Origin of the sequence: Gemmiger sp., from assembly GCF_036306485.1 — a bacterium.
Classification (GTDB): domain Bacteria; phylum Bacillota; class Clostridia; order Oscillospirales; family Ruminococcaceae; genus Gemmiger.
Genome location: NZ_JAXJZK010000033.1, coordinates 1 through 24,481 on the forward strand (window position 1 = coordinate 1; position 24,481 = coordinate 24,481).

At 59.4% G+C, this 24,481-nt stretch carries 21 protein-coding genes; 3 read left to right on the top strand and 18 right to left on the bottom strand.

Annotated features, from left to right (window positions below; translation table 11 throughout):
* Window positions 1-281: 281 nt before the first annotated feature.
* Window positions 282-899, bottom strand: coding sequence for a glycerol-3-phosphate acyltransferase (locus U0L91_RS06810; protein WP_330045485.1), 618 nt, complete (start codon window positions 897-899; stop codon window positions 282-284).
* A gap of 68 nt (window positions 900-967) precedes the next feature.
* Between U0L91_RS06810 and U0L91_RS06815 the strand changes: the two genes are divergently transcribed.
* The 3 genes from U0L91_RS06815 to U0L91_RS06825 all read left to right on the top strand — a co-directional run bounded on the left by U0L91_RS06815 (window position 968) and on the right by U0L91_RS06825 (window position 5,153).
* Entirely contained in the window at window positions 968-1,540 is a 573-nt protein-coding gene (locus tag U0L91_RS06815) for a uracil-DNA glycosylase (protein WP_330045487.1), read from the top strand.
* 72 nt (window positions 1,541-1,612) lie between these two features.
* Window positions 1,613-2,707: a hypothetical protein gene (locus U0L91_RS06820; protein ID WP_330045489.1), complete on the top strand. Its 1,095-nt coding sequence runs from the start codon at window positions 1,613-1,615 to the stop codon at window positions 2,705-2,707.
* 28 nt (window positions 2,708-2,735) lie between these two features.
* Complete coding sequence (locus U0L91_RS06825; RefSeq protein ID WP_330045491.1) at window positions 2,736-5,153, top strand: ATP-dependent DNA helicase; 2,418 nt, start codon at window positions 2,736-2,738, stop codon at window positions 5,151-5,153.
* Window positions 5,154-5,226: 73 nt separating this feature from the next.
* Here the strand turns inward: U0L91_RS06825 and U0L91_RS06830 are convergent, their stop codons facing one another.
* The 17 genes from U0L91_RS06830 to U0L91_RS06910 form a co-directional block, all read right to left on the bottom strand.
* The gene (locus tag U0L91_RS06830; protein WP_330045493.1) at window positions 5,227-5,577 is read right to left on the bottom strand and encodes an arsenate reductase family protein; all 351 of its coding nucleotides are present in this window, start codon (window positions 5,575-5,577) and stop codon (window positions 5,227-5,229) included.
* A gap of 4 nt (window positions 5,578-5,581) precedes the next feature.
* A complete protein-coding gene (locus tag U0L91_RS06835; protein ID WP_330045495.1) occupies window positions 5,582-6,583 on the bottom strand; it encodes an alpha/beta hydrolase in 1,002 nt (333 codons plus the stop codon).
* A 241-nt stretch (window positions 6,584-6,824) separates the two neighbouring features.
* Window positions 6,825-7,325 carry a PTS sugar transporter subunit IIA gene (locus U0L91_RS06840; protein ID WP_330045497.1) on the bottom strand — a complete coding sequence of 167 codons (501 nt, stop codon included), beginning with the start codon at window positions 7,323-7,325 and terminating at the stop codon, window positions 6,825-6,827.
* Window positions 7,322-8,149, bottom strand: a complete 828-nt coding sequence (locus U0L91_RS06845) for an HAD family hydrolase (RefSeq protein WP_330045499.1) — start codon at window positions 8,147-8,149, stop codon at window positions 7,322-7,324. The genes U0L91_RS06840 and U0L91_RS06845 overlap by 4 nt, the downstream gene beginning before the upstream one ends.
* The gene (locus U0L91_RS06850) at window positions 8,133-9,071 is read right to left on the bottom strand and encodes an RluA family pseudouridine synthase (RefSeq protein ID WP_330045500.1); all 939 of its coding nucleotides are present in this window, start codon (window positions 9,069-9,071) and stop codon (window positions 8,133-8,135) included. Before U0L91_RS06850 ends, U0L91_RS06845 begins: the two co-directional genes overlap by 17 nt.
* A gap of 1 nt (window position 9,072) precedes the next feature.
* Window positions 9,073-9,561: a signal peptidase II gene (lspA, locus tag U0L91_RS06855; protein ID WP_330045502.1), complete on the bottom strand. Its 489-nt coding sequence runs from the start codon at window positions 9,559-9,561 to the stop codon at window positions 9,073-9,075.
* 84 nt (window positions 9,562-9,645) lie between these two features.
* Complete coding sequence (gene ileS / locus U0L91_RS06860; RefSeq protein WP_330045504.1) at window positions 9,646-12,417, bottom strand: isoleucine--tRNA ligase; 2,772 nt, start codon at window positions 12,415-12,417, stop codon at window positions 9,646-9,648.
* A 76-nt stretch (window positions 12,418-12,493) separates the two neighbouring features.
* Complete coding sequence (locus tag U0L91_RS06865) at window positions 12,494-13,450, bottom strand: DivIVA domain-containing protein (protein WP_330045505.1); 957 nt, start codon at window positions 13,448-13,450, stop codon at window positions 12,494-12,496.
* Between the two features lie 54 nt (window positions 13,451-13,504).
* Window positions 13,505-14,314, bottom strand: coding sequence for a YlmH/Sll1252 family protein (locus U0L91_RS06870; RefSeq protein ID WP_330045508.1), 810 nt, complete (start codon window positions 14,312-14,314; stop codon window positions 13,505-13,507).
* On the bottom strand, window positions 14,298-14,762 hold the full coding sequence (locus U0L91_RS06875; protein ID WP_330045509.1) for a cell division protein SepF: 465 nt from the start codon (window positions 14,760-14,762) through the stop codon (window positions 14,298-14,300). Before U0L91_RS06875 ends, U0L91_RS06870 begins: the two co-directional genes overlap by 17 nt.
* A gap of 161 nt (window positions 14,763-14,923) precedes the next feature.
* Window positions 14,924-16,156: a biotin/lipoyl attachment domain-containing protein gene (locus U0L91_RS06880; RefSeq protein ID WP_330045510.1), complete on the bottom strand. Its 1,233-nt coding sequence runs from the start codon at window positions 16,154-16,156 to the stop codon at window positions 14,924-14,926.
* A 24-nt stretch (window positions 16,157-16,180) separates the two neighbouring features.
* Window positions 16,181-17,134 (bottom strand): tRNA (adenosine(37)-N6)-dimethylallyltransferase MiaA, encoded by a 954-nt coding sequence (gene miaA / locus U0L91_RS06885; RefSeq protein ID WP_330045512.1) that lies wholly within the window; start codon window positions 17,132-17,134, stop codon window positions 16,181-16,183.
* Window positions 17,118-19,157 (bottom strand): DNA mismatch repair endonuclease MutL, encoded by a 2,040-nt coding sequence (gene mutL, locus U0L91_RS06890; protein ID WP_330045514.1) that lies wholly within the window; start codon window positions 19,155-19,157, stop codon window positions 17,118-17,120. The genes miaA and mutL overlap by 17 nt, the downstream gene beginning before the upstream one ends.
* A 23-nt stretch (window positions 19,158-19,180) precedes the next feature.
* Window positions 19,181-21,787, bottom strand: a complete 2,607-nt coding sequence (mutS, locus tag U0L91_RS06895) for a DNA mismatch repair protein MutS (RefSeq protein WP_481804521.1) — start codon at window positions 21,785-21,787, stop codon at window positions 19,181-19,183.
* Window positions 21,788-21,867: 80 nt separating this feature from the next.
* Window positions 21,868-22,275, bottom strand: coding sequence for a YlbF/YmcA family competence regulator (locus U0L91_RS06900; protein WP_330045518.1), 408 nt, complete (start codon window positions 22,273-22,275; stop codon window positions 21,868-21,870).
* A 5-nt stretch (window positions 22,276-22,280) separates the two neighbouring features.
* Window positions 22,281-23,696 (bottom strand): tRNA (N6-isopentenyl adenosine(37)-C2)-methylthiotransferase MiaB, encoded by a 1,416-nt coding sequence (gene miaB / locus U0L91_RS06905; RefSeq protein WP_330045520.1) that lies wholly within the window; start codon window positions 23,694-23,696, stop codon window positions 22,281-22,283.
* Window positions 23,697-23,925: 229 nt separating this feature from the next.
* Window positions 23,926-24,481, bottom strand: a 556-nt coding sequence (locus tag U0L91_RS06910; protein WP_330045522.1) for an ATP-binding cassette domain-containing protein, incomplete at its 5' end; no start/stop codon positions are given.

Genomic DNA, 24,481 nt, shown 5'->3' on the forward strand with positions numbered 1-24,481 from the left:
GAACTGACGACCTCTAGCGTGACAGGCTAGCGTTCTAACCAACTGAACTACCGGGCCAGGCCCTGTCGCTTCGCTTCGGTTTTGTGTGCCTCAGCGGCTGCAACGTGTATGATTATAGCCTAAGATTCCCAAACTGTCAAGCGTTTTTTTCATTTTTTTTGAATTTTTTTGATGTTTTCTTTTGACGACGGATTTTTCTTCGCTGATTCGAATTTTCCGGCACAAGGTGTTGCACAATAGCCTTTGCATTCCGCCATGGCGCATGCTATGATAATACAAAGTCAGGACGGATGGCGGAAAAAACGCGGTTCGGTTCCCTTCCGGATTCGCTGCAATCCGTGTCTGTGCCGGATCAGCATGATTCCCGCGGCAGCCGACATGATGACAGCGCCCTCCGGACCGTGGAGCAGCCAGGCCGGCAGGATGGCTGCCAGCGGGATGACCACCGCGCCGAGCGGCAGGAAGCCAAGCCACAGAACCAGCGCCCCGCCCGCCAGGCAGCAGAGTGTTCCGGCCAGAGGCATATACAGAATCAGCCATCCGCAGGTCACGGCCACGCCCTTGCCGCCCCGTGTTCTTGCCCAGAACGGGTAATTATGGCCCAGAATGGCGCCGAACCCCGCATAGAGCACCGCGGCACTGCCCAGCACCGGCCCGGCTGCCCAGTACCCCACGCCGCATGCGGCCGCCGTCTTGAGCAGATCCCCGGCCAGCACAATCAGACCGGCCCCCTTGCCGACATGCTGGAGTACATTTGCCATGCCGGGATTGCCGGAGCCGATCTCCCGGGCGCTTTTGCCCGCCACGGCGTGACAGACCACTTCCGCGGTCAGGAAGCTTCCGAAGACATATCCGACCGCAAAGCAGAGCAGACGTGCAAGAATTTGCTGTGCATGCAAGGCTGTTCGCCCCTTTCCTTTTCCTTAGTATGGACGGAATCCATCCACTTGTATACGAGGTACCGAACATGGATTTTGAAACATTGAAACGTGAATGTCTGGCCTGCCGTCGCTGCGGGCTGTGCGAGACCCGCCGTCATGTCGTCTTTGGACAGGGCGTGGAGACCGCCGAGGTCATGTTCGTCGGGGAAGGTCCCGGCGAGCACGAGGACGAACTCGGGCAGCCGTTTGTAGGGCGCAGCGGCCAGCTTTTGGATCATTATCTCGAAGCGGTGGACCTGGACCGTAATAAAAACATCTTTATTGCCAACATTGTCAAATGCCGACCGCCGCAGAACCGGGACCCCGCGCCGGAGGAATCCGCCGCGTGTCTGCCCTGGCTGCGGACACAGTTTTCGCTGATCCGTCCCAAGATTGTGGTTTGTCTGGGCCGTATTGCCGCCCAGCAGCTGATTTCGCATGACTTTTCGGTCACCAAGGATCACGGAAAATTCTTCCAGAAGCAGCAGACACTGTTCATGGCGACGCTGCATCCGGCTGCCCTGCTGCGCAATCCCCGCAGCAAGCCCTCCGCCTTCGGGGATTTTGTGGCACTGCGTGAAAAGATCCTGGAGGTATGCGATCACACCTACGAAACCTGAGACGGTGTGCCCGTTTTTGTTTGTGCCGCATAGCATGGTTCAGACTTCAGTAATGGAAAGCGAGGGCATGTTATGAACAACGAAGCTGTTTTGGATTTTTTTCTGGGCGCAATCTCCCCTTCCGGCTTCACCGGCTGGTTTGCCGAGACAGTCAGTGAGCGCGGTGCCACCGCCTATCTGATCAAAGCCGGGCCCGGCTGCGGCAAATCCACCCTGATGCGGACTCTGTTTGAACACCGGGCCGCTGCTGAGGGCGTCCGGGCCGGCGAACGCATCCACTGTTCGAGCGACCCCAAAAGTCTCGACGGCGTATATCTGCCCCGTGTCGGGGCCTGGGTCGTGGATGCCACGGCACCGCACACGCTGGACTGCAAGTTTCCGGGAGCCGCGGAACGGGTCGTTTCCCTCTATGATGCACTGGACAACGACTTTCTGTACGCGAACCGGGAAAAGATTCTGGATCTCGGCCGGCAGAACGCCTTCTATCTGCAGCACGCGGCAGCACACTACGCACTTGCGTGTGCGCTGCTGTCCCGGCGGCGCAGCATGGCCGGCCAGGTCATGGATACCGAAAAGGTAGACCGCTTCACCATGCGGCTTGCCGCCCGGACCATGCCGCGGCAGCGCGGGGTGAAAAACGGAGAGCAGCGTCACCGGCTTCTCAGCGCTCCCACGCCGGGCGCGGTCTCGGTCTGGTACAGCACCGTCACAAAGCTGGCGACCAAAGCCCTGTATGTGATTCAGGACTCCTACGGCGCGGTTTCTGCGCGGATGCTGGAACGGCTGGCACTCTATGCCAAGGCGAACGGCTACGATGCGATTCTCTGCCATTGTCCCACCGACCAGAGCGGCAAGCTGGATCACCTGTTCATCCCGGCCCTGGGCCTCGGGTTTGTGACGTCCTGCTCCTGGCATCCAATGAATTTCAGCGGCCAGCGCACAATCCATGCCAGCCGTTTTATGGATCTGCAGGCGCTGAAGCCCGATCAGCCCGTACTGCGCAGCCAGAAGCGGCTCGCTTCGGATCTGATCCGCAAGACCTGTACCGCACAGAGCCGGGCACTGCAACTCCATGATGAGCTGGAAAAATATTATATCCAGGCCACCGACTTTACGGCGGTAAACGCCATCCGGGAGGCGCTGGAGGAACAGTTCCGCAAAAAATGAATCCGAAACAAGAAGGTGAAGGAAAACCATGCCGACGGAAAAGCCGGAGGAACCGATCTCGCTTACGCTGCCGATCCGGCGGCTGGTGGAATTTCTGCTGCGTTCCGGCAGTATTGACAGCCGTTTTACCGGCTTTGACCGTGCCAACGAGGGGGCGCGCATCCATCGCCGGCTGCAGCGTGCTGCCGTGAAGGAGCATCCCGATTATGCGGCCGAGGTCTTTCTGCGGCACAGTTTCCGCTGCGCGGACGTGGACTACACACTGGAAGGGCGGGCAGACGGCATTTATACCGCCGCAGACGGTGTGGTTACGATTGACGAAATCAAGACCACGGCCCTGCCTTCCGCCGAGATTACCGAGGACCACGCGCCGGAGCACTGGGCGCAGGGCATTGTGTATGCTGCCATCCGCGCCGTGGAGGAACAGCTTGTCTGCGTCCGGGTCGAGCTGCGGTATTTCCAGGTGGACGAGGAAGTGCTGGTCGTTTTTCAGCGGGACTACACGGCGGAGGAGCTGCAGGCATATCTGGAAGATCTGCTCTCCCGGTATGCCCCCTGGGCCAGGCGGGCCGCCGACTGGCACCGCTGCTGCCGGGAAGGGCTGCAGGCCCTCGCGTTTCCCTTTGCGGAATACCGTCCCGGGCAGCGCGCCATGGCCTCCGAGGTATACAAGGTCTGCCGCGACGGCGGGCAGCTGCTCTGCCAGGCGCCCACTGGGATCGGCAAGACGATGAGTGTTCTTTTCCCCGCCCTCAAGGCCGTGGGCAGCGGCGTGGAAGGACCTGTCTTTTATCTGACGGCGCGCAACACCGCCCGTACCGCCGCCGAACAGGCGCTGGAACAGATCCGTTCCGGCGCCCCTTCTCTGTGTCTGCGCAGCGTGACGCTGACCGCGAAGGAGAAAATCTGCCTGCGCGACAGGACGGAGTGCACCCCCGATGCCTGTCCCTATGCCAACGGCTATTTCTCCCGTATCAAGGAAGCACTCTGGGAGGCGCTGGACCGCAAATGTCTGAATGCCGAAAGTCTGCGGGAACTGGCGGAAAAACACACCGTCTGCCCGTTTGAACTGGGCTTGGATGTCAGCCTGTGGTGCGATGTGATCATCGGAGACTACAATTATCTGTTCGACCCGGTGGTCCATCTGGCCAGGTTCTTTGACAGCCGGGGAGACTATCTGTTTCTCATTGACGAGGCACACAATCTGCCGTCCCGTGCCCGGGAAATGCACAGCGCGGCGCTGTACAAATCGACGTTTGTCAGTGCCAAAAAAATGCTGGGAAAAGGCCGGAGCCGTCTGAAAACCGCAATCGAGCAGGTCAACAAGCAGTTTCTTGGCTGGAAGCACCGGATCGAAGAGACCCAAGCCGAGCGCTCTTCCCGCTATTCCAACACCTTTTTTGAGAGTCATCGGGATGAGGAATTTGACAAATCTCTGCTGCGGCTGAGTGAGCAGCTGAGTGTCTGGCTGGACGACCACCGGGAAGCCGATGAGACCCATGCCGTGCTGCTGCAGCTGTTCTTTGATGTGCGGAGCTGGCTGCGGGTTGCCGACACTTTCGATGAGCACTTTGTCCTGCAGGTTTCGGCCCATGGCAGCGAGGTCACGGCCAATCAGCTCTGCCTGGACCCCAGCGCGTTTCTGGCCAAGGATTTTTCACTGGGACGCGCGGCGGTCCTGTTCAGTGCAACGCTGGCCCCGGCCGCCTACTACCGGGATCTGTGCGGCATTCCCGAAGCCAGAGCGGTTGCTCTGCGCAGTCCCTTCCCCCAGGAGAATCTGGGGCTCTGGTGCCTGCGTCAGATCAGCACGCGGTATCGCGACCGGGATGCCAGCATCGGCCCCGTCGCGGACTGTCTGGCCGCCATGGTGCGCAGCCATACCGGCAACTATCTGGCATTTTTCCCGAGCTATGCGTATCTGGAACGGGTATATGAGACATTCTGCACCGCGTATCCGGAGATTGCCGTTCTCCGTCAGGAAACCTCGATGGACGAGGCGGGAAAGACGGAATTCCTCGCACGGTTTGCTTCCGGTCCGGAATCCTCCTTGCTGGGGTTTGCCGTCCTGGGCGGCGTTTTCGGCGAAGGGGTCGATCTGACCGGCGACCGTCTGATCGGCGTGGCTGTGATCGGGCCGGGATTGCCCCAGGTCGGACCGCGCCAGGAACAGCTCCGGGACTATTTTGAGCAGACCAGAGGGTCCGGCTTTGATTATGCCTACCGCTACCCCGGGATGAACAAGGTCCTGCAGGCGGCCGGACGGGTCATCCGAACCCCCAGTGACCGCGGCATTGTGCTGCTGCTGGATGACCGGTTTGCGGCACCGGATTACCGCCGGCTGATGCCGCCGCATTGGTCAGGGCTGCGGCTTCCTTCCGGTCTGCCGGTTCTGGAAAAGGAACTGGCGGCCTTCTGGGGGGATGATTCCTTCGGCGGCCAATGAGTTCCGCAACACAAATACCCGCATTGCACCGGCAAAGGCCGGAACACAATGCGGGTATTGCAGAATCAGGCAATCAGCCGAGGACGTTCTGCCATTCCTCCGGCTTGAAGCCCACCAGGACAAAGTCCTCCCCGATCACGAGCGGACGTTTGACCAGCATGCCGTCGGACGCGAGAAGCTGAAGCTGTTCCTCCTCCGACATTCCCTCCAGCTTTTCTTTCAGACCGAGGGACCGGTAAAGTTGACCGCTGGTATTGAAGAACCGGCGCAGCGGCAGGCCGCTCTGTTTCCACCAGGCGCGCAGTTCCTCCACCGTGGGTTTCTCCTCATGGATCGGGCGGTCCAGATAGGACACGCCGTGTTCGTCCAGCCATTTGCGCGCCTTACGGCAGGTGGAGCATTTGGGATATTCAAGAAAGAGCATCTGATCACTCCTCAATTTTTGCAAGTTCAGCATCGATCCGGGCCAGCCATTCTTCCTGCGAATCGGGGGCAAATCCTGCCACCTTCCGCAGCGAGATGCCATAGTACATCGGGTTGGCTTCCAGCTGCTTCCACAGCTTCTCGCCCAGAGATTTTTTCAGGATTTCCTTGGCCTTGGGATTCCGGATCAGTTTTTTGAGCGGCGCATCCAGGCTCAGCGGCCAGCTGCGCATCTGGTTGACCAGCGAGGGATCGGGCTCCACGACGCCCAGGCTTCCCCAGATATCCTGCAAAAAGCTCACGCTCATCGGGAGCCACTGGGCAAACGTGGGATTCAGCTGGCTCAGTTCACCGCTCGACGTGCAGGGCTTGGCCAGCGACATGCCGTGATCTCCGGTCGGGAACACATGAAGGGCAAACGGGATTCCCTCATCGGCCAGCGCATCGGCAAAGAGCAGGCTGTTCTTGACGGGGACCACGCTGTCTCCCTGATTGGTGAAGAGGAAGGTCGGCGGGGTCTGGGCGTCCACCAGCGTCCCCAGGTCGGGGGACTGCTTACCCATCGGGGCCCACATGGACCCCAGTGTGACCGCATAGCCCAGCACCAGCGCATTGGGGCGCAGCGGCATGGGGCTCTGTGTTCCCATGGCGGCAGCCAGATGTCCGCCGGCGGAGAATCCGATGGCGACAATTTTCTGCGGATCAATCCGGAATTCCTGGGCATGGTCACGCAGATACTGCAATGCGGCCTGGGCGTCCTGCAGCGCCTTTTCGAGCGGGCAGTCGGGCCCGACCGTATAGCGCAGCACAAAGGCATTGTAACCCTCGGCCATATAGGCCAGGGCAATGGGTTCGGCTTCGCGGTCAGAACAGTATTGATAGCCGCCGCCCGGGAAGATCAGAGCGGCGGGACGGATATCGGTATTGGGCATTTTGGCGCTCAGGTCCTGCACATAGCAGGTCAGCGTCGCCTGATTGGGTTGCAGGGTGATCGTGGTAATCTTCATAGAAATCCCTCGGTTTGATTGAATTTGCCATTTTCTGGTACATTGTGAAAAACTTATTGTGCAACTTTCCGGATTATTGTAGCATCTTTCCCATTTCATGGCAAGACACTTGTCCAAAAAATCGCACAGATTTTACAGAGTGTTCAAATTTCCATCTTTTGGGCTGGATTTCCGATACAAAAACCCTCCCCGGCACAGCAATCGGCCGGGGAGGGTTTCTTATGTCAGGATCTATGGAGCATCAGGCAAAGCGTTCCGCCTCTGCCCGGGAAAGGCGCAGAATGAAATCTTCCCGGGAAACCGCACGGCGCAGGTCACGCACCAGAATCGGATCGCAGAGCAGGTTGACAAGCCTTGCCATAATCAGCAGATGCTCACTCTGCTGTTCGGGCGGAACCGCAATCATAAAAATCACATCGACAGGCTGTCCATCCGCCGCGCCCCAATCCAGCGCATAGCGCAATGTCAGGGCGGCAATTCCGGGCGCCGCCACGCCAGCCGTACAGGCATGCGGCAGTGCCAGACCGTCACCGATGGCCGTACTGCCCCCGGCGAATTCCCGTTCACAGACTGCCCGATGGTAGGCTGTGCCATTCGTGATGATGCCGTTGCTTTCCTGCAGGTCCACCAGAAGATCCAGTGTTTCCTGGACCGTCCCGGTCTCTGCGCGGAGCATGACACTGTCCCGGTTGAGCAGATCACTCACCCGCAGGACTTCCCGTTCCTTTGCACGATGTCTCATACGCTTGTCACCCGGTCAATCAGCTTGTAGAGGTATTCGCCCACGGCACCTTCGGTGCAGCCGCAGTTGGTCACCTCATCGGCTGCGGCACGCACCTCGGAAGGAGCGTTGGCAACCGAGACGGAGTATCCGGCTTTTTTCATGATCTCCAGATCATTGTAGTAATCCCCGATCACGATGGTATTGCGCAGCTTTGCACCCTGGAGCAGGCAAAGCTCCTCCATGGCGGACGCCTTGCTCGCACCGGTCGGCATGATTTCCAGATAGATCTGGTTGGTGGCAAGGAAATAGTTGTCCCGTCCATAGTAGCGGGTCTTGGCGTACTGGCCGACCTTGCGGATGGTCTCGGGGTCCGCCGCAAAGACGACTTTGAGCCAGCCATCCGGCAGGTACTCCATCGGGCAGGCCACGCTGCCCAGATGCTCGTCCACCTGATGGGCATGGGTATAGGGGTTGGCACGGATCACATACATCTCCCCTGCCCCGGCCATGACCTCCACCCCAATATGCGGGAATTTCTGCATGATCTCGGTGATGGCCGCACTGGCCTGCGCACGGTCCAGGGTGGTATGGCGCAGCACACGGTTGGTCTGGAAATCATACAGCAGGGCGCCGTTGCAGGAGATGGCCGGCAGTGAAAGGCGGATATCTCCCAGTGCCGCGCGGATGGACTCCGGCGGACGCCCCGAGGCCACCGTAAACTGACCGCCCAAGGAAATGAAAAGCTTGATCACAGCCCGATTGCAGGAAGGAATGCCCTCCTTTGCCGTGAGCAGCGTATTGTCCATATCACAGAAAACGAGATAATCACTCAGACGTTCCATGTGAGTTTTCCTTTCTGAGCCGGTTGAGAAAGTCACGGAACCAGGGCGGGAGCTCGCTGTCGAACTGCATCCACTGCCCGGTTGCGGGATGTTGGAATCCCAGCTCCTTGGCGTGGAGACATTGTCCGTTCAGGCTCCTGATACAGTTCCGCGGACCGTACACCGGGTCGCCGGCCAGCGGATGCCCGATCGACGCCATATGGACGCGGATCTGATGGGTCCGGCCGGTTTTCAATTCGCAGGCGATATAGGTGAATTTTCCGAACCGCTCCAGAACACGCCATCCGGTATAGGCATATTTGGAGTTTGTCTGGACGACGGCCATCTTTTTGCGGTCATGCGGATCACGGCCGATGGGGGCCTCCACATAACCCGAATCTTCTTTGAGGTTGCCGTAAACCACCGCATGGTAGACGCGGTGGATGGAATGTACACTCATCTGCTCACACAAAGCCTGGTGCGCAGCATCCGTCTTGGCGACCACCAGCAGCCCGCTGGTGTCCTTGTCGATGCGGTGCACGATGCCGGGGCGGATTGCGCCGCCGATGCCGGAAAGCCGCCCCGCGCAATGATACAGCAGCGCATTGACCAGCGTGCCGTCGGGATTGCCCGGTGCCGGATGGACGACCATCCCCTTGGGTTTGTTGACGACCAGGAGACTGTCGTCCTCGTACACGACTTCGATGGGGATATTCTGCGGCTGTGCCTCGATGGGCTGCGGGTCGGGCAGCTCGAGTTCCAGCACACTGCCGGGGCGCAGTTTGTCCTTCTTGTTGACGCTGCGGCCCTCGCAGGTGATGCTGCCGGCTTCGATGAGAGACTGAATCTGGCTGCGGGACAAATCCCCGCAGGTTTCGGCAAGCCACCGGTCCAGCCGCTGATTGGCAGCCTCGGCCGGGACGATGAATTCTCTGTGCTCCATATCAGGACTGCCCGGAGCTGTCGGTTCCGTGTTTTCTGTCCCGCAGGAAATCCAGCAGAATGCTGAGGATCAGCAGAACAACGCCGACGGTGATGCAGATGTCGGCGAAATTGAAAACCGGAAACCGGATAAACAGCAGATTGAGGTAATCGACGACAACGCCGGTTTTGACACGGTCAATCAGGTTGCCCAGACCGCCCCCCAGGACCAGAATCCAGGAGAGGCGTTCAAGAGCCGTCATCTTGCGGGCGAAGAGAACCACCGCCAGAACGACGAGCATACATCCGGTGACTGCAACCAGCAGCGTCCGCCGGCCGCTGAGCATCGAAAAGGACATTCCGTCGTTGAGCAGGTAGTACAGTTCCACGACATGAGGGATCAGGGGCATCGACCCGACAGGCATCAGCACCGCCGTGGCCCAGGCCTTGAGAAGCTGGTCAACGGCCATGAGAGCGGCGGCCGCCAGGACCGAAACAATACCCAAGAGCATTTTCTTCCTCCACGGTACAAAAAACAGCGGTGCAAGGCTTTATTCAAGCGCAAAAGCACCGCTGTTCCTTCAAATCAGTACGAATCAGCCCAGAACTTTGGCGCAGCGCGGGCACAGACCGTTCTCGCCCACCGCCGTATCAAACTTCCAGCAGCGCAGGCACTTGTTGCCGGCTGCATGGGCAGCAGTAACGCCAAGGCCTTCGACCGTGCCCTTGGCACCGCCTTCCGCCTTGACCAGATCCACATGGGAGACGATCATCAGATCGGCCAGTTCGTCCATGGGGATGGTGTTCAGGAAGTCGTAGAGGTCATCGCTGCAGTACAGCGTGACAGCGGCCTCCAGAGAAGAACCGATCACCTTGTCGGCACGGGCCTGCTCGAGCACCTTCTTGACATCATCACGCACGGCAATGATGCGGGCCCACTTGGCGTCGAACTCCGTGTCGGACTCCGGCTTGGCCTCAGGCAGCTGCTCCCATACGACATACTCCCGCATGCCGGGCAGTTTGGGGATATAGCTCCAGATTTCCTGGCTGGTGAAGCAGAGGATCGGGGCAATCAGCTTGGTGAAGTCCACCAGAATCCGGTACAGCGCGGTCTGCGCGCAGCGGCGGGCATGGTCGTCCGCGCAGTACAGGCGATCCTTGATCACGTCCATGTAGAAGTTGGACATATCCACCACGCAGAAGTTGTAGATGGCGTGGTAGGCACGGGAGAAATCGTACTCATCGTACGCCGCACGCACCGTGGCCGTCAGACGGTTGCAGGCCTTGAGTGCCCAGCGATCAATCTCAAAGAGCTGGTCGTCCGGCACCAGATTGGTGTTGGGATCGAAATCGCCGATGTTGCCGAGCATGAAGCGGGCCGTGTTGCGCATCTTCCGGTAAGCCTCGGAGAGCTGGCGGAAGATGTTCTTGCCGGCGCGCACGTCAACGGTGTAGTCGCTGGAAGCAACCCAAAGACGGACAATGTCGGCACCGTAGTCGCGGATGATCTCGGAGGGCTCCACGCCGTTGCCGGCAGACTTGTGCATCTGCTTGCCCTGCTCATCGACGACCCAGCCATGGCAGAGGATGCCCTTGTAAGGTGCAACGCCCTGGGTGGCAACGCTGGTCAGCAGGCTGGACTGGAACCAGCCGCGGAACTGGTCGGCGCCTTCCATGTAGAGATCGGCGGGCCAGTTCAGTTCGGGACGCTCACGGCAGACAGCGCTCCAGGTCGAGCCGGAGTCAAACCAGACGTCCATGATGTCGGGATCCTTTTCCCAGTCGGAAGCACCGCATTCGCAGACTTCGGTCTTGGGCAGAATCTCGTTGGCATCGTAGCGATACCAGGCATCGGAGCCTTCCTTGCGGAACAGATCGCTGACCGCCTTGATGGAGGTATCGGTGATATGATACTTGCCGCACTTCTTGCAGTAGAAGACGGGGATCGGAACGCCCCAGACGCGCTGACGGCTGATGCACCAGTCGCTGCGGTCATGTACCATGCTGTGCATCCGGTCATGGCCCCAGGCCGGCTGCCATTTGACGTTGTCGATGGCCTTGTAGACATCTTCGCGGAACTTGTCGATGGAGCAGAACCACTGTTCCGTCGCGCGGAAGATGATGGGGTGATGGCAGCGCCAGCAATGCGGGTACTGGTGGGTGATGTGCTGCACGCCCATCAGGTGACCGGTCTGGCGGATGTGCTCAAGGATCACCTTGTTGGCATCCCAGACCTTCAGGCCGGCAAACTCACTGCCGGCTTCCTCGGTGAGGTAGCCGCCGTCATCCACGGGGACAACGATGGGCAGCTGCGGATAATGGTTGACGCAGACCTCAAAGTCCTCGACACCATGTCCGGGAGCGGTATGGACACAGCCCGTGCCGCCTTCCAGCGTGACATGGTCGCCCAGGATCACAAGACCCTTGCGATCGAGGAAGGGATGCTGATACTGCATCATCTCAAACTCAGCGCCGAGCACGCGGGGCTCGAGCACTTCGTACTCCTCGATATGGCAGGCCTTCATGGTGGGCTCCACGAGGGCAGCCGCCATGATATGATACTCGTCCCCGATCTTGACAAAGGCGTACTCAATGCCGGGGTTCAGGCAGGTTGCAACGTTGGCGGGCAGTGTCCAGGTGGTGGTCGTCCAGATCACGATCCAGGCCTTGTCCAGAGGAATTCCGTACTTGGCCAGAACGCCGTTGGGGTCCTCGGTCAGCTTGAAGCGGACATAGATGGAATCGCAGGCATCCTCGGCGTACTCGATCTCTGCCTCCGCGAGGGCCGTGCGGTCCTCGGGGCACCAGTAGACGGCCTTCATGCCCTTGTAGATATAGCCTTTCTTGGCCATCTCGCCGAAGATTTCGACCTGGCGGGCTTCAAATTCGGGGCGCAGCGTGAGGTAGGGGTTCTGGAAATCGCCCTGGACACCCAGACGCTTGAACTGGCTGTTCATCACGTCGATGTGCTCGGTGGCGAATTCCTTGCAGATGCGGCGCAGTTCCAGCTTGGAAACATTCGCCTTCTGCTCGCCCAGAGAGCCCAGCGCTTTCAGTTCGATGGGCAGGCCATGGGTATCATAGCCGGGAACATACGGTGCACAGTGACCGGTCATGTTCTTCTCGCGGATGATGATATCCTTGATAATCTTGTTGAGGGCGGTGCCCATATGGATGCTGCCGTTGGCATACGGCGGGCCGTCATGCAGGATGAACTTCGGATAGCCCTGATTCTGCTCAATCATCTTCTCGTAGACATGGTTTTTCTCCCAGTCTTCGAGCATCTTGGGCTCCTTTTTGGGCAGGCCTGCACGCATCTCAAACGGTGTGGCCATCTTATGGATGGTATCATTGTAGTTTTGCGCCAAGATCTCCAACTCTCCTCTATTTCGCAAATTCATTTATGCGTATACAGGGCGCGGCAAAATGCGCCTGGCTGTATCATCAGACATCATAATCCAGGTCGTTGAACGAATCAAAATCCGTTGTCGGCTTGGGTGCACTCTTCTTGCGGGTGCTCTTCGTTCCGCTGCGGGAAGAACTGCTGCGACGGGATGCGGGTTTCTTTTCCGGCTGGGCCGGGGCATCGCCGTACAGGCCGGCACCGGGCTGGAAGCGGCTGTCCGCCGCAGGCTCGGGGTCATTGCGCATGACCTTGGGCGTCGGTTTGGGGGCAAAGGCAAATTCCACAGTATCCGCCTTTTCCGTACCGGGATTTTCTTCCGGCACTTCCTCTTCCTCAACGGTTTCCGGCTCGGCGTCCTCGGGCAGGTCCGGCTCCTCAAAATAGCCGTCGTCCTCGGCCGGCGCGGGTTCCGCAGCCGGCGCTTCTTCCACCGGCGCAGGCTGCACGGCCGGTTCCGGCTGAACCGGCTCCGGTGCGGGCTGCACAGGCTCGGCCGGGGCAGGCTCAGGCTGCACAGGCTCCGCCTTGTCGGCCTTTTCCTGCTTTTCCGGGTACTCCGGCAGCTTGGCAATCAATTCAATATGGTCGCGGTACAGCTCCATCAGTTTCTTTTTGAAGGCGTCCGCTTCCTTTTTAAGGGTTACCACTTCCTGCTGGGCCAGCTCAACCTCATCGCGTGCGCGCTGTTCCCGGTCTTCCGCCTTCATGTTGGCGGCACGGATGATTTCGGCAGCTTTCTGCTTGGCTTCGCGGATCACGTTCTCGCCCAGACGCTGTGCATTGATCATCGTCGTGCTCAGGGTGTCCTCATCGGCGCGATACTGATCAATTCGCTGGGCAAGAATCACCAGCTTGTTCTGCAGATCGTCATTGGCGGCCGTCATGGCATCCATGCTGTCCGCCACCTGTTTGAGATAATCATCCACGTCTTCGCAGCGATACCCACGCATTGCGCGGTCAAACGTCACGCGACGCACATCCTCCGAAGCAATCATCCGTATTCCTCCTGTTTCGGGCCGAAGCCCGGAATGGTATTCACCGGTTCGTCATCAGTATTGGTAAAAGGTAATGAAAATACGATCTTTCTTGCTTTTGCCACCAACTGCCTCGAGCCGGTATCGTCCGGACCCCCGGACGGTAAAGAGATCCCCCTCAAACACTTCCTCGTGCGCCGCACGCAGCGGAAGATGGTTGATCTCCACCCTCCCGCTCCGGATCGCCTCGGCAGCGAGGGTGCGGGAAGTGTGCATCAGCGCCGCCAGAACCGTGTCGGCACGCAGGGAGGGCACCGTGGCTTCCCTGCGCTCGCGTTCCGGGCCCCGCAGTGCCGCAGGCGACGGTGCGTCGCACTCCTGCACACTGACCGGGCAGTTTCCCGCCTGGTACAGATTCTGCACAATAAATTCCTTTTTATCCGACAGGACGAACGCATAGGTATCCCGCGGGTTTTCCGGATCCGGCAAAAGATCGCCCAGACAGGTACGCTCCAGGCCGAGACCGAGAATGGAGCCGAGATAATCCCGGTGACCGGGAAGTTTTTCGGTCCAGGTACGGGGGACCGAAAGGCGCAGGCAGACAATCGGTTCCTCGGCCCAGGTATCCGGCGGTTCCAGGCAGAGCACCTTGCGCTCCGCACCGGGCCATCCCCCGCGGAAAGTGCCGAAGTCACAGCCGGCACGGTGAAGTGCCGCCTGTGCCAGCGTCTGTTCCCGGTCCGACAGGAATCCGGTATGGCGTGCAATGCCGCGCTGTTCGGCCAGACGGCACAGTTCCTCCACACGGTGCATCAGAAACCGTTCCTGCTCATCCTGAGGCAGAACGAATCCTCGGCGCGGTGCGGAATCAGAAGAAGACGCCATTGTTCTCCAGCTCGTCGATCAGGTCGCCCATGATATCGACGTTGTAGGGGGTAATGATAAATGTACTGGTGGCAACGCGCTTGATCTGGCCGTTGTTGGCGTACGCGACGCCCGACAGGAAATCAATCAGGCGGCGGGACACTTCCTTGTTGGTGGATTCCAGATTCAGCACGACGGTACGCTTGGCGTTGAGCTGATCGGCAATGGCCGCAGCATCGTCAAAGCGTTCCGGTTTGACGAGCACAACCTGAAGCTGGGTCGTTGCATTGATGTTGACTACCTTGTTGCTGTGCTGCTTGGCAGCTTCGGGCTGGGCGTAGGATTCAGACGCAGCCGTACCGCCCTGACCACCAGCAAAAATTTCGTCCTCCGTATCATCCACATAGGCATCCCCTTCCGGGTCCTGGTTGATTCCAAGGACGTTCTTCAAACCGTCAAACATGGACATGGCAGTTACTCCTTCGCTTGTTACTGTTAATAAAAGCCCGCTTCGGGCGGGGACAGTGTATCCGGCAAAGAACAGAATTCCGCAAAATACACACTAGTTATTATCGTCTTTTTTTGCGTTCTTGTCAATACAAAAGCGCAGAAAGTCCGGGCAAAACCGTCTTACAGCAGTTTGCCATCCTGCAGGTTGCTTCCGTCCACAATAATTTCGTCGTACAGACGAACTTCATTGTCCGTTCCGATCTTGCCGTCGTCGGGAACGAGGATATAATTGTCATCCTCATAGAGAATGGTGATCTTGCGGAACCGCTGCAGGTCCCCGTACTTGACATAGACGCCCTTGGCGCCATCCACAATGTGCAGCGCCGAACGGTCAATGCGGATTCCCTGATAGGTGGTCAGGTCAATCTGGGCATCCTCCACTCCGAGCCGCAGCACATCGGCGTTGATGCTGCGGCATTCGATCACAACCTTGGCCAGCCCGCTCTCCTCATCGGTCGTTACCGAAAGAACCGTTGCGGACAGCGGCTCATTTTCCTTGCCCGGAACGCTGATGTTCACCTTGGTGATGCCGTCAAGCCGCTGTGCCTGTTCCAGGGTGCACACCGCATAGAACCGCCAGGAGAATCCCGTGATGATATGTCCGGCCAGCCCGTCCGAGGTGGATGGATTGCCCACATTGATCGTGGTCTGCAGATCGGTGGGACTCATTTCGTCAAGCGTTGTCTCATCCATCGTGATCGGCGAGGCAGCGGCCGAAGAGATGAAATAGCCGTTGGTGGACGCGGTGATGGTCTGGAGTCCGCTGAGCTGGCTGGAGATGGATTCCCGTTCGGAGCGCAACGAAGCCAGCACCGAGTCAAAATTTTCTACCTGGCCGGTGCTGATCTGTAGGCGGTTCTGCGCCAGCAGGAAGTCCTCCTCCGCCGAGGCAATACCGCTGTACGAGGCCGTGTTGATCTGATCGAGAAGATTATACAGGGCCGAGCGCGTCTGGGAGGTCAGTACTGAAAGATCGCTGCCGGTGGAATTCTGGCTTTTGGTCAGCAGTGAAATCGTGCGGTCCAGCCGGTCCAGCTGCTCGCGCAGAACGCCCTGGGAATCATCGGTGTACTGTTCCGCGAGGATGGTCCCCGAGCTGACGCGCTCTCCGTCCTGGACGATGTAGCCCAGATTTCCGCTTCCCGGGACATCCACCGCTTCAAAAACGGCCATGCCGGAGAGCGTGATGCTGTCCGACATGGTGTAGGCAATGGCTGTTTCGGTTTTATAGGTATGGTGTACGATGGCAAAGAGCTGCACGCCCACATACCCGAGCGCAAGAAGAAAGAGCAGTGTGATCAGAACGAAAAAGATTTTCCGCACCCAGGGTACGGCTTTGTGTCCGGTTTCCATCGTATCCCCCCTGTTCTGTTGGTTTCAGGATTGCAAAAAGGCGGTCAGATATGGCTCGGCCTGCCCGACGAGATCTCCGTCTTCCAGATACAGCCAGACGGCCGGTGTCTGACGGCGGAACCAGGTCAGCTGACGCTTGGCATAGTTCCGGGAAGCCTGTTTGAGGCGTACCAGGCAGTCGTTCAGGTCGGCGGCCCCTTCAAAATACGGGAAAAATTCCTTGTAGCCGATGGCCTGTGCCGCCGTGCGGAACGTGTCCCGATGACGGTAGACGTACTCCGCTTCCTGCAGGATTCCCTGTTCCATCATCCGGTCGCAGCGCTGGTCAATCCTTCGGTAGAGCAGCGCCCGGTCCCTGCAGGTCAGGCAAAGGCAAAGGCTGCGGTACGGGGCTTCGACCGGCACGGCATTGCGGCGTTCCTCGCTCATCCGGCGACCCGTCGCACGGTACAGTTCCAGCGCCCGGATGACCCGCGTGGTATTGTTCGGATGCACCCCGGCAGCATAGTCGGGGTCAATCCGGCGTAGCTCTTCATACAGCGCTTCGGGTCCCTCGGCCTGCAGACGGCGTTGCAGGTCCTGCCGGATGGAAGGGTCTGCTTTCTCTTCGGTGAAGGTAAGACCGCCCAGCAGGCTGGAAATATACAGTCCCGTTCCGCCCACCACAAACGGCAGGCAGCCCCGCCCGGTGATTTCCGTGATGGTCCGGCTGGCGAGGGCAACATAATCCGCCACGCTGAACGGCTGGTCCGGCGGCAGGATGTCCAGCAGATGATGCGGTATCCCCTGCATCTCGTCGGGCGTCACCTTGGCGGTGCCCACATCGAGGCCGCGGTAAATCTGCATCGAGTCGGCGCTGAGGATTTCCCCATGGTATCGCCGGGCCAGAGCGACCGACAGCGCGGTTTTTCCCGTAGCAGTCGGCCCGCCAATCACGACGACCCGGGGCTTGGAGCAGCAATCAGACAAGACGGCCAAACTGTTTTTCCAGCTCCTTCCGGGTAAGTTTCAGCACGCAGGGACGGCCGTGCGGGCAGAAGGGCGGGATGCTTCCCGCCATAATCTTCTGCGCCAGTGCCAGCATCTCCTCGCGGTTGGTGTTGTCTCCGGCCTTGATGGCCGCACGGCAGGCGATGGAATGGAGCACCCATTCGGTCTTTTCCCGCATGGCATCCCGCGAACCGTTGAGCAGCCGGCCTGCCAGCTCCAGCAGCATATCCTCCACATCGTGGACCGGCACATCGGCCGGAACCGAACGGACAATGACGGTGGACCCGCCGTAGTCCTCGGCTTCCACGCCGGCGCTGCGCAGCAGTTCCAGATTCTGCAGAACCGCCTGCTTTTCGTCCGCGGAGAGATTGACCTGAACCGGCACCAGCAGCATCTGGGAAGGAACATTGCCGTACTGTTCGGCGAGCTGTTCATAGAGAATCCGTTCATGTGCTGCATGCTTGTCGATCAGGCAAAGTTCGTCGTCGCGCTCCGCGATGATGTAAGTCTTGAACACCTCGCCGACCACACGCAACGGGCGTTCCTCCTCGGCCGGCAGGAAACTGGTCTGGCAGGATTCCTCTTTAGGAAGTGCCGCCAGTCCCGCCCCCGGGTCCGTTTGCTCTGCGGCCTTCGGCGCCGGTTGCTGCGGCGTCACATCGGGCAGAATGTCCAGCAGTTCCTCATCGGACGACTGCAGTACCGGGCCGGGATCATGACGCGGGGCCGGTGCAGGCTGCGCAACGGCCGGCGCCGCGGCAGACGGTACTGCAGGGGCAGTGTGATACGGCACCCGTTCGGAGCGCAGCTCGCCAGTCTTGGAGGTTCCGGGCAGTTCGCGCGCCGGAACCGGCTGGGTCAGGGTGTTCAGGGCACGATACTCCGCGGCCGAAAGCGTGGTAAAATGCTTCTGCGGTTCGGGCGGACGCACCGGCTGGGGTTTGGCCGCAGCGGGTTCCGGTTTTGCGGGCTGGTTCTGTGCTTCGGCCAGATGACCGAGCTGGAAGCGGCATTCCCCGCTGCCCGGCGTTGCAAGGGCAGCCCGGACTGTCCGGTACACCGCGTCAAAGACATCGTTTTCCCGGGCGAAGCGGATTTCGGTCTTGGCCGGATGGACGTTCACATCGACGAGATCGGCGGGCATCTCGATGCGGAGAATCGCACCGGGGAATTTGCCCTGCATCAGGGTGCCTTTGTAGGCATTTTCCAGTGCCGCCATCATGGTCCGGTTCTTGACATACCGGCTGTTGACGTAAAAATGCTGTGCATTGCGGGAGGCACGGCAGGCCCGTGGCGGCGTGATCAGACCGGTCACATGGTACACACCGGCCTGTCCGTCCAGCGGCAGCAGATCCTTGGCAAAGTCCCGGCCAAGCACCGCGTATGCCGCACTCCTGAGTTCCCCATCGCCGGGCGTCATGAACTGCTGCTTGCCGTCCCGCACAAACCGGAAGGAGATTTCCGGGTGGGACAATGCCTCGTGCATGACGATTTCCGCCACATAGGTTCCTTCGCTGACATCCTTTTTCAGGAACTTCATGCGGGCGGGCGTGTTGTAAAACAGGTCGTTCACCGTCACGGTGGTTCCCTGCGGGCGAGCGCCCGGTTCCATGCCGAGCGGTTCGCCGCCCTCAATCCGGTACCGGCAGGCATACTCATCCGCTTCGGTCCGGGTCAGGACCTCCACGCGCGCCACGCTGGCAATGGAAGCCAGCGCCTCGCCGCGGAATCCCAGCGTGTGGATATGGCCGAGGTCATCGGCGTTGGCAATCTTGCTGGTCGCATGGCGGATGAATGCCTTGTCAATGTATTCCGCCTCAATGCCGGTACCGTTGTCCGAAATCTGCAGCTGCTGGATTCCGCCGCGCAGAATCGACAGTGTGATCTGCGTGGCGCCGGCATCGATGGCATTTTCCAGCAGTTCCTTGGCGACCGAGGCGGGCCGTTCCACGACCTCGCCTGCGGCGATCAGTTCCGCCGTATGTTTGTCCAGAACACGAATTTCAGCCATGAAGTACCTCTTCCATCCTGCTCTCAGCAGAGAGTCTGTTTGAGTTCATACAAAAAGTTCAGCGCCTCGAGCGGCGTGAGGGTCTCGATATCGACGCTCTTGAGCTTGTCCACCACCTCGCTGGGAACCGCGGGGTTGTTGTAGGCCTCCACGGTCTCGAAATCCAGCTGCATCGAGGCGTGGGCCCCGGGAGCGGTGGCTTCGAGCTGGCGCAGCACGGCATGGGCGCGCTTGGTCACGGCATCGGGCAGTCCTGCCAGTTTGGCCACTTCAATGCCGTAGCTGTCATCCGCAGGGCCCGCGACAATCCGACGCAGGAAGGTGATGTCATCCCCGCGCTTCTTGACGGCAATGTTGTAGTTCTTGACACCGTGAATGTCCTGTTCCATACCGGTCAGCTCATGGTAATGGGTGGCAAACAGCGTCTTGCAGCCGATATGGTCGCAGATGTATTCTACCACCGCCCGGGCAATGCTCATGCCGTCAAAGGTCGAGGTGCCGCGGCCGATCTCGTCCAGAATGACCAGGCTGTGGCGGGTGGCATGCTGGAGGATCTCCGCCACCTCGGTCATCTCCACCATGAAGGTGGACTGACCGGCCGCCAGATCATCCGATGCCCCCACCCGTGTGAAGATGGCATCCACCACACCGACGCGGCATTTGGCCGCCGGGACAAAGCTGCCGATCTGAGCCATCAGGGCAATCAGGGCGTTCTGACGCATATAGGTGGATTTGCCCGCCATATTGGGGCCGGTGATGATGAGCATCCGGTTTTCATCCTCATCGAGCGTCGTGTCATTGGGCACGAACAGGCTGCCCTTGAGCATCTGCTCAATGACCGGATGGCGGCCTTCCGCAATATCCAGCACATCGCTGTCGTCCACCTGCGGTTTGACGTAGTTGTTCTGCACGGCCGTCTCGGCAAAGGCGGTCAGCACGTCCAGCTGCGCGACCGCCGAGGCCGTGCGCTGGATGCGGAGCAGCTGGTCCGAGATGGATTTGAGCAGGTCGGAGAACAGCTGATGCTCCAGCACCAGCAGCCGTTCGTTGGCGCCCAGGATCTTGTTTTCGAGATCCTTGAGTTCGGGCGTGATGTAGCGCTCGCCGGTGGTCAGCGTCTGTTTGCGGATAAAGGTGTCGGGAACGCTGCCCGCATAGCTGCGGCTGACTTCAATGTAATAGCCGAAAACCTTGTTGAATCCAATCTTGAGTTTGGGAATTCCGGTTTCCTGCTTGAGCTTGGCCTCCATCTGGGAGAGGAAGCCTTTTCCGCCGTGCATGATGTCCCGCAGTTCGTCCACTTCGGCGTTGTAGCCTTCCCGGATGACGCCGCCTTCTTTCAGCGTCGAAGGCGGGTCCTCCACAATGGCGCGGTTGATCACGTCGAGAATATCCGCCAGCGGGTCAATGTCATCGGAGAGTTCGGTCAGCAGCGGGGCTGCACAGTCATGTGCCAGTTCCTTGACGCGGGGCAGGCAGGCACAGGTATCACCGAGGGCCTTGACCTCGCGCGGGGTGGCCGACCCGTAGAGAATCCGGGTGGTCAGCCGTTCGATATCAAACACATGGGACAGTGCCTCCTTGAGTTCCGCACGGTCCACGTTGGCGTTGTACAGCGCTTCCACCGCATCCAGGCGGCGGTTGATCCGGTCACTCTCGACCAAAGGCTGTTCAATCCAGGAACGCAGCTGACGCTTTCCCATCGAAGTCTCGGTCCGGTCCAGCACCCAGAGCAGGGTTCCCTTTTTCTCACGTCCCCGCATGGTCTCAGTCAGTTCGAGGTTGGCGCGCGTCACCGGGGACAGCCGCATATACTGGGCATCCGCATAATTCTGCACGCTCTTGATCCGGTCAATGCCGTGTTTCTGGGTCTCATGCAGATACCCCAGCAGCGCACCGAACGCATAGGGAACCAGACCATCCTCGGCAAAACCGCAGGTGGTCTTCCAGTCGGCGCCGAACTGTTCGGTCAGGGCCGATTCGATGGTAGCCTGGCGGTAACAGGCATCCTCCCGCAGCTCCACCAGGGCATTGGTATGCTGCTTGATATAGCTGGTGACATCCTTCAGGTCCAGCGTGGCCGGATTGATGAGGATTTCGCTCGGCATATAGCGGCAGAGCTCGGTGATGACGGCAGGCCCCATCTTATCGGCATGGAGTTCGGTGGCGTAGGCCTCCCCGGTCGAGATGTCGGCAAAGCAGATGCCGGTTTTCCAGTGTCCGCGGGTCCGCTTGGAACAGATGCTGCAGATATAGTTGTTCTTGTCATCCGCCAGCATGCTGCTCTCGATCACCGTTCCCGGTGTGATGACCCGGATGATGTCCCGCTTGACCAGCCCCTTGGCCGTGGCAGGGTCCTCCATCTGTTCACAGATGGCCACCTTGTAGCCTTTTGTGATCAGCCGCGACGCATAGACTTCATACGCATGGAACGGAACGCCGCACATCGGTGCACGCTCGGGCAGGCCGCAGGCCTTTCCGGTCAGCGTCAGTTCCAGTTCCCGGGAGGCTGTACGCGCATCGTCAAAGAACATCTCGTAGAAGTCCCCGACGCGATAGAACAGAATCTCATTGGGATGCTGTTTTTTGATTTCCAGATACTGCTGCATCATCGGCGAAACGGACTGCAGGTCGATTTCCTGCGCCGTCTGGGAGACCGTTTTTTCCGCCATATTTCACACTCCTGCTCCGTTATGGCCTACTGAGTTCCTCAATGGCAGCCGCCACAGGTGGAGCAGCTGCCGGTGCAGCTGCCTTCGGGGGCCTTGACCGTCATCGGGTCGCCGCCGTTCATCGCGGTGTTGATGATCGCATCAATGTGGTTGATCATGGATTCGCACTCCGCCTTGGCGGCATTGTAGCGGACCATGCCTTCGCTGGCCATGATCTGGCTGTAGAGGTCATTGACCTTCTGGTTCAGGTCGGCAATGCGGGCATTGTCCGGGTCCGTCTTGGAGGCTTCGTTGTTGAGGTCCAGCCGCTTGAGATTGAACTCACCGATGAGTCCCTGCAGCTCCTGGTCCATATCGTTTTCACGGCGTGCCGCATCCAGTTCCAGGTAGCGGGGGTCAGTCTGCATGGCAGCGGCGGCTTTCTTGAAGAGATCGATGCAATCCATAGTTGTTACTCCTTTTTGTCTGTTTCATTCTGTACCGTTTCTCCGAGCAGCAGTGCCGCACGCGATCCGGTCAGGCGAACCTGCGCGTAGTTTCCGATCAGCGTTTCATCACCGGAGAACTCCACGACAAGGTTGTTGTCCAATCGTCCGTTGAGGGTTCCCGGATTGCGGCCGGCTCCTTCGACCAGGACACGGACCGTCTGCCCGCAGAGGCCGGCAATCATCGGGAATGCAATGGAATCCTGCAGTTTGAGAAGCCGGTCCATCCGGGCCGCCTTCTCGGCATGGGTAGTCGGGTCCGGCATCGATGCAGCGCGGGTTCCCTCCCGTTTGGAATAGATGAAGGTGAAAAGCTGGGTATACCGTACCTTCTCGATCAGGTCCAGCGTAGCGCAAAAATCCTCCTCCGTCTCGCCGGGGAAGCCGACAATGATGTCGCTGGAGAACGTCACACCGGGAATTTTCTCCCTGGCATACCGGACCAGGTCCAGATACTGCTCCACCGTGTAATGACGGTTCATCTCCCGCAGAAGGCGGTTGCTGCCCGACTGGACCGGCAGATGAATGTGCTTGCACAGATGGGGCTGCGCCGCAATCGTGTCGATCAGCTTGCGGCTGGCATCCTTGGGATGACTGGTCATGAAGCGGATCTGATAATCCCCGGGCACCGTGCAGAGCAGGTTCAGCAGATCGGCAAAATCCACCGGCTCCCCTGCCTCATTCTCAAGGCCCTTGCCGTAGCTGTTCACATTCTGTCCCAGCAGGGTGATTTCCTTGTAGCCGCGGGCAATCAGGTCCCGGAACTCCGCCAGAACATCGGAAGGCGTGCGGCTGCGCTCACGGCCCCGCACATACGGAACAATGCAATAGGTGCAGAAATTATCGCAGCCGTACATGATGGGAAGCCAGGCACGGAACCCCGAATCGCGGCGGATCGGCAGATCCTCGACCACAGCGTTGCGCTCGCTGGGATTTTCCAGATAACGCTTGCCGCGGGAAAGCCGCTGGGCCAGGATCTCGGGCAGACGGTCAATGCCGTCCACCCCGAACACCAGATCCACATAGGGATAACTTGCCCGGAGTTTGTCCACGATATGCTGCTGTTGTGCCATACATCCGCAGACGCCGATCATGAGGCGCGGATTTTTTTCCTTGAGCTTTTTCAGGGCTCCGACATTGCCGAACACCCGCTGCTCCGCATGCTCGCGGACCGCACAGGTATTGAACAGAATCAGATCCGCCTGCTCCACGTTTTCGCACAGTCCAAAGCCGATGTCCAGCAGAACTCCGCGAATTTTTTCCCCGTCATTCACATTCTGCTGACAGCCGTAGCTGTGCACATAGGCCAGCGGCGGCGTGTCATACGCGCGGGCGATCACGGCGGCCGCCTGCGCATTATGGGTATAGGTAAGTTTTTTCACGTTGTGAGCTCCCGTCAGTAGTTTGTTGCATCTAACGCTCTTGGCAGGAAACCAAGCAATATACTGTTACAGTATACCGCAAACTTATCAAAAGTACAAGATCTTCCCTCAGAAAAAACCGGGATGCCCCAGCCATGGGGGACGCCCTTCCCTTGCCGCGGGCAAAACAGACGGGACGGCACCGCCCTGCGCGGCACCGTCCCGGACCTTGCCATGTTGTGTTGTCGGATCAGGATTTTGTGGATTTCTTTTTGGAAGACGCCGTCTTTTTGGGAGCTTTGGGAACGGGTGCGGGACCGGTTCCCTGCAGTGCCCAGGCGCGTTCCAGTGCCGGCTTCAGATAAAAACCGGTGAAGGAGGCGGGATTCTCGGCGACCTGTTCGGGTGTTCCGGTGGCGACCACCGTTCCGCCGCCGCTGCCGCCTTCGGGGCCCAGATCAATGATATAATCCGCCCGCTTGATCACATCCAAATTGTGCTCAATGACGATGACGGTATTGCCCGCATCGACAAGCTTATCGAGTACCTTGACCAGGCGGTGGACATCGGCAATGTGCAGGCCGGTCGTGGGTTCATCCAGAATATAGACGGTCTGGCCCGTGTCGCGGCGGGCAAGCTCATTGGCGAGCTTGACACGCTGGGCCTCGCCGCCCGAAAGCGTGGTGGCCGACTGGCCGAGCTGGACATAGCCCAGGCCGACTTCCTGCAGCGTCTGCAGTTTGCGGGCAATCTTGGGCTGGTTGGCAAAGAAATTGCAGGCTTCCTCCACCGTCATATCCAGCACA